The sequence below is a fragment of the Janthinobacterium kochi genome, from assembly GCF_051380715.1.
Taxonomy (GTDB): domain Bacteria; phylum Pseudomonadota; class Gammaproteobacteria; order Burkholderiales; family Burkholderiaceae_D; genus Janthinobacterium.
Genome location: NZ_JBNYXO010000011.1, coordinates 32670 through 46803, shown reverse-complemented (window position 1 = coordinate 46803; position 14134 = coordinate 32670). Strand labels below are relative to the sequence as shown.

General features: G+C 64.8%; 14 protein-coding genes. 7 read left to right on the top strand and 7 right to left on the bottom strand.

Annotation, left to right across the window (positions count from 1 at the left end):
* Positions 1-17 precede the first annotated feature (17 nt).
* The gene (locus ACQ4WL_RS21060) at positions 18-908 is read left to right on the top strand and encodes an HlyD family secretion protein (protein ID WP_436511483.1); all 891 of its coding nucleotides are present in this window, start codon (positions 18-20) and stop codon (positions 906-908) included.
* Between the two features lie 3 nt (positions 909-911).
* Here ACQ4WL_RS21060 and ACQ4WL_RS21055 read toward each other — a convergent pair whose 3' ends face one another.
* From ACQ4WL_RS21055 to ACQ4WL_RS21040, 4 genes are all read right to left on the bottom strand, one after another.
* A complete protein-coding gene (locus ACQ4WL_RS21055) occupies positions 912-1658 on the bottom strand; it encodes an SDR family oxidoreductase (RefSeq protein WP_436511482.1) in 747 nt (248 codons plus the stop codon).
* Positions 1659-1739: 81 nt separating this feature from the next.
* Complete coding sequence (locus ACQ4WL_RS21050; RefSeq protein ID WP_436511481.1) at positions 1740-1964, bottom strand: hypothetical protein; 225 nt, start codon at positions 1962-1964, stop codon at positions 1740-1742.
* A 15-nt stretch (positions 1965-1979) separates the two neighbouring features.
* Positions 1980-2651, bottom strand: coding sequence for a thiol:disulfide interchange protein DsbA/DsbL (locus ACQ4WL_RS21045; protein WP_436511480.1), 672 nt, complete (start codon positions 2649-2651; stop codon positions 1980-1982).
* 147 nt (positions 2652-2798) lie between these two features.
* Positions 2799-4334 carry a TonB-dependent receptor domain-containing protein gene (locus ACQ4WL_RS21040; protein ID WP_436511478.1) on the bottom strand — a complete coding sequence of 512 codons (1536 nt, stop codon included), beginning with the start codon at positions 4332-4334 and terminating at the stop codon, positions 2799-2801.
* A gap of 228 nt (positions 4335-4562) precedes the next feature.
* Here ACQ4WL_RS21040 and ACQ4WL_RS21035 point away from each other — a divergent pair, with 228 nt between their 5' ends.
* Positions 4563-6851, top strand: coding sequence for a M1 family metallopeptidase (locus ACQ4WL_RS21035; RefSeq protein WP_436511477.1), 2289 nt, complete (start codon positions 4563-4565; stop codon positions 6849-6851).
* Positions 6848-7732, top strand: a complete 885-nt coding sequence (locus tag ACQ4WL_RS21030) for a hypothetical protein (RefSeq protein ID WP_436511476.1) — start codon at positions 6848-6850, stop codon at positions 7730-7732. The genes ACQ4WL_RS21035 and ACQ4WL_RS21030 overlap by 4 nt, the downstream gene beginning before the upstream one ends.
* On the opposite strand, the gene ACQ4WL_RS21025 is transcribed toward ACQ4WL_RS21030, so the two are convergent.
* Positions 7733-8623: a LysR family transcriptional regulator gene (locus tag ACQ4WL_RS21025; RefSeq protein ID WP_436511475.1), complete on the bottom strand. Its 891-nt coding sequence runs from the start codon at positions 8621-8623 to the stop codon at positions 7733-7735. It abuts the gene before it with no gap.
* Between the two features lie 112 nt (positions 8624-8735).
* Here ACQ4WL_RS21025 and ACQ4WL_RS21020 point away from each other — a divergent pair, with 112 nt between their 5' ends.
* A complete protein-coding gene (locus ACQ4WL_RS21020) occupies positions 8736-9554 on the top strand; it encodes a DODA-type extradiol aromatic ring-opening family dioxygenase (RefSeq protein ID WP_436511474.1) in 819 nt (272 codons plus the stop codon).
* A gap of 52 nt (positions 9555-9606) precedes the next feature.
* Here the strand turns inward: ACQ4WL_RS21020 and ylqF are convergent, their stop codons facing one another.
* The gene (ylqF, locus tag ACQ4WL_RS21015; RefSeq protein ID WP_102121594.1) at positions 9607-10554 is read right to left on the bottom strand and encodes a ribosome biogenesis GTPase YlqF; all 948 of its coding nucleotides are present in this window, start codon (positions 10552-10554) and stop codon (positions 9607-9609) included.
* Between the two features lie 200 nt (positions 10555-10754).
* Between ylqF and ACQ4WL_RS21010 the strand changes: the two genes are divergently transcribed.
* On the top strand, positions 10755-11552 hold the full coding sequence (locus tag ACQ4WL_RS21010) for a hypothetical protein (RefSeq protein ID WP_436511473.1): 798 nt from the start codon (positions 10755-10757) through the stop codon (positions 11550-11552).
* A 162-nt stretch (positions 11553-11714) separates the two neighbouring features.
* Positions 11715-12038 carry a hypothetical protein gene (locus ACQ4WL_RS21005; protein ID WP_436511472.1) on the top strand — a complete coding sequence of 108 codons (324 nt, stop codon included), beginning with the start codon at positions 11715-11717 and terminating at the stop codon, positions 12036-12038.
* A gap of 14 nt (positions 12039-12052) precedes the next feature.
* Here ACQ4WL_RS21005 and ACQ4WL_RS21000 read toward each other — a convergent pair whose 3' ends face one another.
* The gene (locus ACQ4WL_RS21000; RefSeq protein WP_436511471.1) at positions 12053-12979 is read right to left on the bottom strand and encodes a histone deacetylase family protein; all 927 of its coding nucleotides are present in this window, start codon (positions 12977-12979) and stop codon (positions 12053-12055) included.
* A 244-nt stretch (positions 12980-13223) separates the two neighbouring features.
* Here ACQ4WL_RS21000 and ACQ4WL_RS20995 point away from each other — a divergent pair, with 244 nt between their 5' ends.
* On the top strand, positions 13224-14132 hold the full coding sequence (locus ACQ4WL_RS20995; RefSeq protein ID WP_436511470.1) for an AAA family ATPase: 909 nt from the start codon (positions 13224-13226) through the stop codon (positions 14130-14132).
* Positions 14133-14134: the final 2 nt, after the last annotated feature.

Genomic DNA, 14134 nt, shown 5'->3' with positions numbered 1-14134 from the left:
AAGGAAAGGCTGCCGACATGGTAAGCAAACTGACCCGCTACGCCATCACCCTGCTGCTCCTGGCTGCAGCCCTGTGGATCGGCAAGACCGTCTGGGACCGCTACATGGAGTCGCCGTGGACGCGCGACGGCCGCATCAAGGCCGACATCGTCAACATCAGCGCCGACGTGGCCGGCACCGTCACGGACGTGCTGGTGCGCGACAACCAGGTGGTACAAAAAGGCGATGTGCTGTTCGTCGTCGACAAGGAACGCTATGCCAGCGCGCTGGCGCAGGCCGACGCCGTGCTGGCCACGCAAAGGACGGAACAGGGCCGCCGCGGCAAGGAAGCGCAGCGCCGCGCCAATCTGGACGCCAGCATCATCTCGACGGAAAGCCGCGAAAGCGCAGCCTTTGCCGCCAGCTCGGCCTCGTCGCAAGTGCAGGCCGCGCTGGCCGCCCGCACCCTGGCGCAATTGAACCTGGAACGCACCACCGTGCGTGCACCCGTCAGCGGCTACGTGACGAACCTGAACGTGCACAAGGGCGACTTCGCCGCCATCGGCGCGGCCAAGTTGGCCGTCATCGACAGCGCCTCATACTACGTCGTCGGCTACTTCGAAGAGACCAAGCTGGGCATGCTGGCGCAGGACGACAAGGCGGAAATGAATCTGATGAGCGGCGGCACCCTGCATGGCCACATCGAGAGCATCGCGCGCGGCATCACCGACCGCGACGCCGCCACGGGCCGAGAACTGCTGGCCGACGTCAATCCCACGTTCAACTGGGTGCGCCTGGCGCAGCGCGTGCCTGTGCGCATCCACATCGACGAGCAGGACAAGAGCCAGGTCCTGGTGGCCGGCACCACCTGCACCGTGGTGATCACGCCCCATTCGGCGCCGGCCAAGGCCGCGCCAGCCAAAGCGTAACCTTTAGCGCCCGCCGGCCACGTCGAGAATGCTGCCCGTCACATAGCTCGCACCTGGCCCCAGCAGGTACAGGATGGCATCGGCAATTTCTTCCGGCTGGCCACCGCGCTGCATGGGCACGCCGGAGGCCAGGCGCGCTACTCTGCCCGGTTCGCCGCCCGAGGCGTGGATGTCCGTATAGATGATGCCGGGCCGCACGCCGTTGACGCGGATGCCTTCGGCCGCCACTTCCTTTGCCAGCCCGAGGGTGAGCGTATCGACGGCGCCTTTCGAGGCCGCGTAATCGATGTATTCGCCCGGGGAACCGATGCGCGCGGCCACCGACGAGACATTCACGATGCGCCCGCCCTGCCCGCCGTTTGCCGTGGACATGCGCCGCACGGCTTGCTGGCAGCACAGGAAATAACTGATCACGTTGGTGCGCAGCACGCGTTCCAGGCGCTGCACGGAAATGTCGGCCAGCCGGCATTTCTGTTCCAGCACGCCCACATTGTTGACCAGCGCCGTGAGCGTCCCCAGGCGCGCATCGCCTTCGTCAAACAGACGCGCCACGTCGGCTTCATCGCTGACGTCAGCCTGCACGGCGATCGCTTCGCCGCCGCCAGCGACGATGCGCGCGCACAGTTCTTCGGCCGCCCGCGCATCGCGCACATAGTTGATGCAGACGGCATAGCCCAGGCGCGCCGCCAGCAGCGCCGTCGCCGCGCCAATGCCGCGGCTGCTGCCCGTAATCAGGATCACTTCCTTCATCGTTCCTCCAGAATGGTTGTGGCTTCATCATACGCGGACGAAAAAAAACCCGCGCGCGGCGGGTTTTTCGAGCAGACACATTCAATTCCTGAAATGCGTCATGGCATAGCTCAGATGCTGCCACCAGTGCGCGCGCGACTGCACGGACGCCAGGCATTTCGCATCGACCTCGTTCTTGAACGCGGGGTCCACGCACGCCTTGGTCACCAGCGCATTGCGCTGGTTTTCCACGCTGACGACGGCAATCGCCAGCCAGGCCACGAGGGCGAGGGCCAGTACGCACAAAGTCCAGGGCAGCTGTTTCATCGTAACTCTCCAGTGTTACTTCTTCGCTGGCGCGGGAGCGCGCTCTTTCAGCGTGCGCGCCACCAGTTCATCCATCACGCGCAGGGTTGCCGCCTGGGTCTGCGGCTCGGACTGGCCCGGACGCGACAACTGCGACGGTGATGTGACGAAGCGGCCGTCGATGACGATGGTCGGCGCGCTGTCGATCTTGCTGGCAGTGATCAGCTGCTCGTTGCGTTTCAGCTTGGTCTGCACGCCGAAGGAATTGAACATGTCCAGGTATTTGGCCTTGTCGATGCCGTTCTTCACCAGCAGGTCGAGGATGGCGTCATCGCGGTTCAGGCGGTTGCGCTCGACGTGGATGGCGCGGAAGATCTTGTCGTGGAACTGCTCCAGCTGGCCCATCGCTTCCAGGGTGGCATAGGCGTGCGCCTGCGGATCTTTCGGGCCGGAGAAGGCCAGATGGATGCGGCGGAAGGCGATCTTGTCGCCCTGCTTCTTGACCCAGTCGTGCATCAAAGGATCGAGCGCGTAGCAATGCGGGCAGGAATACATGAAGTACTCCACCACTTCCACCTTCTTTCCCGTGTCCGTGCGCACTGGCGTGGGAAGCGTGGTAAAGCCGGTATCGGCCGCCATGGCGCCGCCGGAGGCTGCAACCAGGGTGACAGCGGCAAGCAGGGGACGCAAGAAACGCAGAAAACGCATATTAATCCTTCATCATAAAGTGGTCGTGAACGGGGCGAGATTACCACTTTTTGCGCCGGGCGATGACGCCCCGGCGGAAAAAAGCCGCGTTTATCACCCTGCTTTGCGCCCGCTTAAGCCGCATTTAAGCCCCGCTGCGCCTCTGTATCAGAAATGGTAGCGCGCCGACACGCGCAGCTGGCGCGCATCCTTGAGGTAAATGCTCGAGCGGCAGCCCGGTGCATCGCCGTAATGGCGGCGGTTGGCCAGGTTGCTGCCGGCCAGTTCCAGCTCCCACGCGCCCAGCTTGCGCACGTAGCGTCCGTCCACGGTGGCAAACGCGGGCACTTGCGCCAGGCAGCTGTTGTCGAAATCCCGCCCATAGCGCAGGGCACGCAGCCATTGCACGCCCACGTCGGCACTCGCGCCGGCCTGCCCCGCCCAGTACAGGCGCAGGCTGGCCAGGGTCTTGGGCACGAGGGCGATATCCGGGCCGTCGTAGGCGTAATCGTCGTAGCGCGCATGCACTTGCCGCAGTTGAGCGTCGAGGCGCCAGTCGCGCGCCAGCGCCATGCTGGCCTCGATGGCAATGCCGTCGCGGCGCGAAGGGTCGAGGTTGCCCGCAAAGCCCAGCTGGCCCAGGCTCTGGTCGAAGACGATCTGGTTGCTCAGGCGCTCGCTGAAAATGCGCACGGAAGCGCTGCGCACCGCGTCGCCGAAGGTGGCGCCCACTTCCGTTTCGCGCCGCAGCTGTCCCGCCAGGGGACGGTAGCCGGCGCGGGTATAGCCATCGTCGTCGATGCGGTAGCTGCGCGCGGCCTTGGCGTACACGCTCAGTTGCGGGCGCAGTTGCAAGCTGCCCTGCACGTCCCAGGCATTCTGGTTTTCCCAGTCGCTGCCGCCAACGGGCATGTCGGCCGGATCGAGCTGGAACTGTTCATGCCGCAGCCCCAGCAGCAAGCGCGGCGCATACGCGCCACCGAAAGCCAGCTCTTCGCGCAGCAGCAGCGCGCGCGCGTACTGGCAGCGCTGACCATCGCCATCGCGGCCCGAGCGCCGCTGCCACTGCATCATATCCAGGCCGACTTCCGTGTCCGTGCCCACGCCGCCCACCTTGCCGTAATGGCGCACGCGGGGCGCCAGTTGCCGTCGGCGGCTGCTGTACCGCGATTCGCTGCTGCCGTCCTCGCCCGCATACTGGGCCGTGGCGCGCTTTTCCCGCTGCGACAATTCCACGCCCAGCTCGAACTTGCCCACATAGCGCTGCACGAAGGCGCTGGCGCGCCGCACTTCATAGCGATACAGGTCTTCCGGGCGGGCCGCCAGCAGGGCCAGGAACGGCGCCTCGGGCGCGGGGTAACGGGTGTCCTGGTTCAGCTGGTCGGCGCTGAAGCCGAAGCGGCCCTGGCGCACCTTCCATTCCGCGCCGCCGTTGAAGCCGCGCTGGTGAAACACGCTGCCATCGCGGTAATTGCCATTGCGCAGCCCGTCCATGGCCACGTCGAGCGTCATGCCGTCCTGATCGCGCGACAGGGCGCCGCGCACGCTGTGCTGGCCGCCCTGCGCCAGCTCGGCGGACAAGTCGCCATGCGTGACGCCCGCCGCGCCGGCATCCACGCCTTCCTGCGCATACGCCGGCATGGCCAGGGCGCACAGCAGCAAGGCGCGCGTGGCAATGGTCAGGACGGAAGGGGCAGGCTTCATGGCGGCAGGCTTGAGGCGTCACCGCGGCGCGAACGCACGGTAGTGGAAGAGAGGGATGGCAAAAGCGAATCATTATACGCACGGCGCGTGGCGCCGCAACAGCCGGCGGGGCTGCTTACACAATTCATTGCTTATTTGTAATTTTTACAGGTATATTAACAAGCGCCCGGCGATCCTGGGCGCAGCCGACTGCATTTGAAAATCAACAAGTCACCGTGGGAGTCAAGCATGGAAAGTCGTAGCACAACGCGCCAGGGGCCGCCAAGTCCCCGCAGCACGCGCCGCAGCATTGGTTTTTTCCCCATCTCGGGCAAGCTCAAAGCCCTTTCCATCGCCGCCTTGCTGCTGGCCGGACTGGCCCTGCAGGCCGACCTGTTCGCCCAGCCGGGCCAAGGCAAGCCGCCCGGCGCGCCCATGCCGCTGGCGCCATCGGCCGACGGCATCGCCCTGGCGTCGCCGCACGCGTCCGCCGTCAGCACGCCCAGCGCCAGCAACGCCTGGGGCGGTGCGCGCACGGGCGCGCAAGCGACCCTGTCGGACCGCGTGGTCGACTACCAGATCGAAGCGACGCTCGATCCCGTCAAGCACACAATAGCCGGCCAGCAGAAACTGCGCTGGCGCAACCGCAGCGCGCAAGCCGTCAGCAGCATATACCTGCACCTGTACCTGAATGCATTCGAAGGCGAACATTCGACCTTCTTTACCGAGAAGCGCAAGCTCGACACGGGCTTCCGCTCGGGCGTCGACACGCGCGACGGCGAATGGGGCTACATCGAACTGCGCAGCATGACGCAGAACGGCGCCAAGGCGACCTGGCATTTCGTCCAGCCTGACAACGGCCCGGCCAGCGACCGCACGGTGGTGCGCGTCGACTTGCCGCAGGCGGTCGCGCCGGGCGCCGAGACGACGCTCGACATCCGCTTCTTCGACCAGCTGCCGCGCGTCATCGCGCGCACCGGCTATTTCGGCAGCTTCCACCTGGTGGGCCAGTGGTTCCCCAAGATCGCCGTGCTGGAATTGCCCGGCGAACGGGGCGCCACCGCGCCGCGCTGGAACGCGCATGAATTCCACCTCAATTCGGAGTTCTACGCCGATTTCGGCAACTACGACGTGAAGCTGACCGTGCCCAAGGAATACACGGTGGGCGCCACGGGCGAGCTGCAGGGCGCGCCGCAGGAAAAGGATGGCATGCTCACGCATCACTATGTACAGGGCGACGTGCACGATTTCGCCTGGACGGCCGACAAGCGCAGCGCGCAACCATTGACGGGCAGCTGGAGTGGCCCTGGCAGCCCGCCGGTGGCCATCAAGGTGCTGTACCCGCCCGAGTATGCGTCCAACGCGGCCCCCGCGCTGCAGGCGGCCAAGGATACACTCACGTATTTTTCGCGCACCCTGGGCCCGTATCCGTACAAGACCCTGACGGTGGTGATTCCGCCGTTTAATGCGGCCGAAGCGGGCGGCATGGAATACCCGACCTTCATCACCGCCTCGAGCTACGCCAACCTGCAGCCGAAGACCATCGCCGAATTCGGCCTCGATTTCGTCACCATCCATGAATTCGGCCATGGCTATTTCTACGGCATCCTGGCCTCGAACGAGTTCGAGGAACCCATCCTCGACGAAGGCTTGAACGAGTACTGGGACCAGCGCATGCTGCGCGCGCGCGGCCAGGACATCCACGCCACCACGCCGCTGCTCAAGCGTCTGGGCTTCGATCCCGTCTTCAAGGTCTTCGAATTCGAGCGCCTGGCCGCACCGCGCCAGGATGCGGCCGACCCGCTGGGCCAGAACGCGTGGGACCGCCTGCAGGGCGTGGGGCCTGTCTACAGCCGCACGGCCGTCACCATGCGCGACCTGGAAGCGCGCATCGGCAGCGAGGCCATGGAACGGGGTTTCAAGGCGTATTACGAACAGTGGAAATTCCGCCACCCCAGCGTAGCCGACCTGCGCGAAGCGCTGGCCGAGGCGACGGGCCAGCGGCGCATCGTGGAGCAAGTCTTCGCGCAGCAAGTCTATGCCAGCGCGAACATCGACGACCGCATCGGCAGCTTCAGCAGCGAAGAGCAGACGCCGCTGGCCGGCATGGCGCTGATGAACGGCAAGCGCGTGGAACACACGGCCGAAGCGCTGGAAAAAGAGGAGAAAAAAGTGCGCAAGGCGTGGCACAAGGCGCACCCGGACGCCAAACCCGGCACGGGACCGTATCCGTATCTCACCAGCGTGGTGGTGCGCCGCCGCGGCTCGCCCGTGCCGCAGGTGCTGCTGGTGAAATTTTCCGACGGCACGTCCGAACGCGTGGTCTGGGATAACGACCAGCTGTGGCAGCGCTACACCTGGAGCAAGCCCGTGAAGGCCGTCTCGGCCGAGCTGGATCCCGACCGCGTGCACTACCTCGACGTCAACAAGCTCGATGACAGCCGCACCTTGAAGGCCGACAAATCCGCCGCGCGGCGCTGGAGCTTCGACCTCGCCGCCGCCTTCCAATACCTGCTTTCCCTGATTGCCATCGTATGAGCGCCACTACCACGACACGGGCCAGCGGCCTGACCCTGACCACGCGCGCCAGCCGCGCCGCCCTGCAATGGCGCTTGCTGCTGCTGTGGGCTGGCCTGCTGCTGATCCCCACCATCCTTGCCGTCATTCCCCTCTGGCGCACCCTGAGCGCCAGCCTCGATCAGGCCGTGCACGCGGCGGCCCTGGCGCACAAGCTCGACCTGATGACCCTGGCCGACCTGGTGGCCAATGCCAGCCGCAATGGCGCGGCCATCAGCCAGGCCGCCATCACCGGCATCGTCCTGACCTTGCTGCTGTCGCCACTGCTGAGCGGCCTGGTGGTGACGGCCGCGCGCGCGCCTGCGCCACTGGGTTTCGGCCCCCTGCTGACGGGCGCCTTCAGCGAATATGGCCGCATGCTGCGCATGCTGCTGTGGAGCATCGTGCCGCTGGGCATGGCACTGGCCATCGGCGCCGGCGCGCTGAAACTGGCCGACAAGCACGCGGCGAAAGCCATCCTGGAAGCCGATGCCGACCTGGCCCGTCACCTGGCCTTGCTATTCACGGGCTTGCTGTTCCTGCTGGCTTGCGCCACGCTCGACGCGGGCCGCGCCGCGCTGGCAGTCGACCGGCGCCGCACCTCGGCCGTCAAGGCCTGGTGGCGGGGCCTGGGCATGCTGCGCCGGCGGCCGCTGGCCAGCCTGGCCATCTACCTCGTCATCACCGTGCTGGGACTGGCGCTGTATGCGCTGCTGGGCATGGCGCGCCTGAATCTGGCCGCGCCCGGTCCACTGGCCATCGTGGCCGGCTTGCTGGTGACGCAGCTGGCGGCGCTGGTGCTGGCGTGGATGCGCAGCGCGCGCCTGTTCGCGCTGATCGACGTCAAGCGCTCGCAAGCGTAGTTAGTCACCGAGGCGCCCTTCATCGGCCAGGAAGTCGATGAAGGTGCGCACTTTCGAGGACAGGTAGCGGCGGCTCGTGTAGACGGCGTACACCTTGCCGCCCGCCAGCTTGAAATCATCGAAAAGGCGCACCAGCCGCCCCGCCGCCAGGTCGGCATCCGTCTGCCACGACGGTAGCAAGGCGATGCCCATGCCGTTGAGCGCGGCCGCGTGCAGCAGGCTTTCGTTATTGCATTGCAGGACGGGCGAGAACTTCACGGTGTCGCGCCCCTGCGGGCCGTCGAAGGCCAATTCATTGCCGTTTGCCAACAGCGAATAGCTGATCATGGCGTGCTGCGCCAGGTCTTGCGGCAGGTGCGGCTGGCCCGCGCGCGCCAGGTAGGCGGGCGCGGCCACCAGGTGAAAGGCGATGCTGCCGATGGGCCGCGCGATCAGGGTCGGCGATGGCGCCTGGCTCACGCGCAGGGCCAGGTCGAAACCCTCTTCCACCAGGTTGACGACTCTTCCGCTCAAGTCGATGTCGAACGTGACTTCCGGAAAGCGCTCGCGGTAAGCCACCAGGGTGCGCGTAAAGATGGCGTTGGCGAACCAGACGGGGGCGCTCAGGCGCAGCATGCCGCGCGGCACTACCGTCGTGCGGCCCACAGTCGCTTCCACCTCGTCGAGATTGTCGAGCATGTCGCGGCACTGTTCAAAATACACCTTGCCGATTTCCGTCAGGCTCAGGTGGCGACTGCTGCGGTTCAGCAGCCGCGCGCCCAGGTGGCGTTCCAGGTGCATCACATGCTTGCTGACCATGGCGGGCGACATATCCAGGCGCTCGCTGGCGCGCACAAAACTGTCCAGTTCCACCACGGCGCGAAACACCCGCATGCTGCGCAAGGTATCCATGAGCATCCCATCATCAACAAAATGGAAATGATATATCAATAATTGCGATCTTGATCAACTGACCGCGCATGACTATCATCGATAGCATCAGTCATTCCCCTCAGGAGCCGCCATGCAAGAGCACACCTTCCCCACCTATTTTCTGTCGCACGGCGGTGGCCCGTGGCCGTTCATGAAAGACCAGTTCGGCGACCGCTACGACGTGCTCGAAGCATCCTTGCAAGACATCCCGCGCCAGATCGGCGCGCGCCCGAAAGCCGTGCTGGTCGTCACGGCGCACTGGGAAGGGCCGCAATTTCTCGTCTCGGCCAACCCCCAACCGGGCATGATCTACGATTATTCGGGCTTTCCGCCGCACACGTATCAAATCCAGTACCCCGCGCCAGGCGCGCCGGATCTGGCGGCGCAGGTAAAACAGTTGCTCGATGCAGCCGGCCATCCGGCGCGCCTCGACCACGAGCGGGGTTTCGACCACGGCACCTTCAGCGCCCTGTTCCCCATCTACCCGCAGGCAGACGTGCCGCTGGTGCAATTGTCGCTGAAACACGGCTACGACCCGCTCACACACGTCGAAGTGGGCCGCGCGCTGGCCAGCTTGCGCCGGCAGGGCGTGCTAATCGTCGGCAGCGGCCTGTCTTACCATAACCTGCGCCAGTTCGGCCAGGCGGGCGCCGTCGCCTCGCAGCAGTTCGATGCCTGGCTGCGCCAGGCGATGGCCTTGCCGCCGGCACACAGACTGGAGCAATTGCTGGCCTGGGACCGCGCGCCGGGCGCGCGCCAGGCCCATCCGCAGGAAGACCATCTGCTGCCGCTGATGGTGGCGCTGGGTGCGGCCGAGCAGGAAGCGGCGCACGTGGTGTATCACGAGGAGGATTTCTTTGGTGCCCTGGCAGTGACAAGTTTCAGGTTCGGAGAAGGCGCCGCCGCATAAAAAAAACGCCGCGACAGCCATGTCGCGGCGTTTTCCTGAGTGAAGCGGTAACTTATGTGCCGCGCTTGCCGCGCGCAGAATTTCTGGCCTTTTCAGCCGCAATCTCTGCCGCTTTCGCCGCTTTTTCCGCCATCTCGGCCGCGTGCAGGGCCAGCAGAGCCGCGCGCGTGTCCGGCGTTTCCAGCGAGATGCGTCCCAGGATGCCGCTGCGGTAGTCGAGCAGCAAGGTATGCGAGGCTTTCTCGAAATCGTAGTCGCCGCCCTTGATGCGGAAACCGCGCTTGGCGGCAATGCCTTCGACCACGCCGATGGCATCGACTTCGCCGACCTTGGTGCCGTAGCGAGCCGTCAGCAAATCCGGGTAGCGCTTGAGCAATTCCTCGGCCAGGAACACGGCCACTTCCTCTTCGATCAGCGCGTTCGAGCCGATGGCGTGGCTGGCCGCCAGCATCAGGCCGTCGCTGGGGATGGCGATCTTTGGCCACAGCATGCCGGGCGTGTCGACCAGGATGGTGTTCTTGTCCAGATACAGCTTTTGCTGCATTTTTGTTACGGCCGGCTCGTCGCCCACCTTGGCCACGCGCTTTTTCAGCAGCGCGTTCATCAGGGTCGACTTGCCCACGTTGGGGATGCCCATGATCATGATGCGCAGCGGCTTCGTCGGCACGCCGCGGTGCGGCGCCAGCGATTTGGCCAGGTCCGGAATGCGCGCCACGTCGCCCGGCTTCTTGGTCGTCATCGCATACGCGGTCACGCCTTCCTGGGCATTGAAATAGGCCACCCAGGCGGCAGTGGCGGCCGGATCGGCCAGGTCGGTCTTGTTGAGGATCTTCAGGCAAGGACGCTGGCGGAACAGGCGCAGCTCGTCCACCATGGGATTGCAACTGGCTGCCGGCAGGCGCGCGTCCACCACTTCAATCACCAGGTCGGTATTTTCCATGGTCTCGGCCGCTTTCTTGCGGGCCGCGTTCATGTGTCCTGGGTACCATTGTATCGCCATGCTCTTGCCTTCAGTTCGTTCAGTCAATCCGCTATTTTACGTGGTTGCCGCCACGACGTCCCATTTTCCAGCGCCAGCGCCAGCCGTGCGACGCGGACGAGACAATTGGTGATAATTTAGCAGTTACTTGAATGATAAGATCCGCAGTCCGTCCAGCCTGGCCGGTTTCCCCATTGCAAGCTCAACCTGGCACGCATTCCATGCATCTTCCCCGTTTTTTCCTCCTTGCTCCCCTTTGCGCCTGCCTGCTGCCCGCCATGGCCCAGGAACAAGCGGCGGCGCCCGGCGACACGGCCAGCCAGGCAATGCAGCAGGTTGTCGACGTGCAAGGCACGCGCGATCCCGACTTGCGCTCCTACCGCACCATGCTCAAGGGACTCGACGCGTATGCCGACCACCAGCGCCTGGCGCCGGGCGCGCCGTTGCGCTTCATGCTGATCCCCGCCACATCCCAGGCCAGGCTCGATGGCGTGACCCTGCACCTGTCGGCCGACAAGCTGTCGATCCCCGTCCCCCTGGCGGCGGACGGCGGCTTCACCTTGACGCGCGACAAGACCGCCTACGACGCGAATGCCGACCTGGTCAGCAACAAGAAGCGCGACACCCTGCGCTGGCGCGCCGACATCCACACGCCGGGCTTGCCCCAGAATGTGCGCCGCCTGGGCGACTTGCGCCTGGAATGCGAAATCCGCTGGGCCGTCGAGCAGGATGACCTGCCCTTTGTCCGGCGCAAGCTGTTCCGCCTGGCGGGCGGACCCTGCCACTCGTCGCTGATCCACGTGCCGTTTCCCGTGTTCCGCAAGCTGCTGGCCGTACAGGCGCGCTCGGGCGAGCGCACGCTGGACATCCGCGTCACGGAAGACCGCCAGCGCTACGTGCCGCCGCTGCATGACCTGAACTGGGACGACAATACCCTGCTGACCCTGACGTACGCCGACGACGGAAAAATGGCCGGCGCCGCCCCCGCAGCGCCATTGAAGGAAGCGCAGCGCCAGTGATGCGCATCAGGAAAGCAAGGTCAAATATTTCCACATGGATTTTTATATTTACTGTAAGAAACAAAAAAGTATGCTCTAATATCGCCTCTTAAATGAAAAGCAATTATTTTCCAGGCTGGCTCTCGCCAGGGAGATAGGTGATGGGGATAGTTCGATAATATGATGATGGAACACACTGGCAAGGCGCCCAAGCGCGTGCCGCGCAATGACTGGAAGAAGGAATGTCGGCAGTTGCAGGGGCAGGTGGCGCAGCTGGAAGAACGCCTGAAACGCCAGAGCGCCGACAGCTATGGCTTGCAAATGCTGTATGACCAATTGATCAGTGAAATCAAGCACCACCGCGACATGTTGCAGCTCGACAGCTTCGACGCGGATAAATCATCGCTCGTCTACACGCAAGCCTGGCGCCGCTTCATGGCCGGCGACGCACTCGATTACCAGACCCACCGCCATACCAATTCCCGCAGCCGCCCCAGCTTGCTGTAGTTACAGCTCAGCTATTACAGCTCCGCCAGGGCCTTCACATGCGCCGCCACGCTGCGGCCCAGGGACGACAGGTTGTAGCCCCCTTCGAGGCAGCTGACGATGCGGCCCTTGCCATACTGATTGGCCACGGCCATCATCTGCTGCGTCAGCCACGTGTAGTCGGCCTCCACCAAGCCCATGCCACCCACGTCGTCTTCGCGGTGGGCATCGAAACCGGCGGAAATGAAAATCATCTGCGGCTGCTGCCGGTGCAGCGCCGGCAGCCAGTGGTCGAGCACCAGCTGGCGCACGGCATCGCCCTTCGAGCGGGCCGGCACGGGCACGTTGACGCGCGTGTCGGTGTAGGACTCGACATCGCTGTACGGATAAAACGGGTGCTGGAAAAAACTCACCATCAGGATGCGTGGATCATTTGCCACGGATTCGGCCGTGCCATTGCCATGGTGCACGTCAAAGTCGACGATGGCGACCCGTTCGAGGCCCCGCACATCGAGTGCATGCTTGGCGGCGATGGCGACATTGTTGAACAGGCAGAAACCCATGGGCTCGCTGGGCCGCGCATGGTGACCGGGCGGGCGGATCGCGCAGAAGGCGTTGCTGATCTCGCCATCGATGACGGCGTCGGTGGCAGTCACGGCCGAGCCTGCCGCCGCCAGCGCCGCGTCGTAGCTGTGCGCGTTGAGCAGGGTATCGCCGTCGAGCGGATAGTAGTCGCCCTCCGCCGGCACATTGTCGCGCACCAGGCCGATGGCCGTGGCGCTGTGGTTGCGCTCGATATCGGACAATTGCGCGCGCACGCCGTCGCGGTGCTCGACCAGGTCGCTGATATGCGCGAGGATCAATTGATCATTGATGGCCTGCAAGCGGGCCGGCGATTCAGGGTGCCAGTCGCCCATTTCGTGGCGCTGGCAATCGGGATGGGTATAAATGGCTGTGCTCATGCGCTGTACTGGTTACCTCTGTCTCTGCTCTCTATCCATACCGGGAACGCGCGCCGAAGTCACTGCATAGCATTCCTGCCTGCCTGGCGCGTTCTCGCATAAAATCACTGGCTGGTCTGTACCGCCCTTGCCGCCTTTGCTGTCACTCTAATCTACCACGAGCGCGCGGCTGGCGGGCGGTGCCGTTTGACCTGGCCAAAGCGATTGTAAATTAAATAATCCATCGTACTGTGATAGAAATAACATGTTTTCGAAAATACACCAGGCCGCACAGCAGATCGGCGAAGTTCTCGTCGGCAAACACTTGCAGATCCGCCAGACCCTCGCCTGTGTGCTGGCGGGCGGCCATCTGCTGATCGAAGACGTGCCCGGCGTGGGCAAGACCACGCTGGCACATGCACTGGCCATCTCGCTGGGCCTGCAATGGAAGCGCCAGCAATTTACCAGCGACCTGCTGCCCGCCGACGTGGCCGGCATGACCGTGTATGACCGCGCCAGCGCCAGTTTCATTTTCCACCCCGGCCCCCTGTTCACGCAAGTACTGCTGGCCGACGAGATCAACCGCGCCACGCCGAAGACGCAATCGGGCTTGCTCGAAGCGATGGAAGAGCGGCAAGTGACGCTCGATGGCGTCACGCACGCGCTGCCGCAGCCATTTTTCGTCATCGCCACGCAAAACTGCGCGCACCAGCTGGGTACCTTCCCCCTGCCCGAATCGCAGCTCGACCGTTTTCTCATGTGCGTTACACTCGGCTACCCCGATGCGGCCGCCGAACGGGCGCTGCTGCTGGGCGCCGACCGCCGCGCCATGCTGCAAACCTTGCCGGCCGTGATGAACGCGGACGAATTGCTGCAAGCGCAAGCGGGCCTGCGCGCCATCCACGCCTCGCCCGCCGTGGTCGACTACGTGCTGGCCCTGGTGCATGCCACCCGCGTGCCCGGCGTGTTTGCCGATGGCCTCAGCCCGCGCGCCGCGCTGGCCCTGCTGCAGGCGGCGCGCGCCTGGGCCGCCCTGGCCGGACGTGACCACGTCACACCCGACGATGTGCAAGCGGTGCTGTTACCCGTCTGCGCCCACCGTCTGCATGCCGCGCAAGGGACCACGGACAGCCGCGCGCTGCTGCAGCACCTGCTGTTGAGCATCCCCGTCTGAGC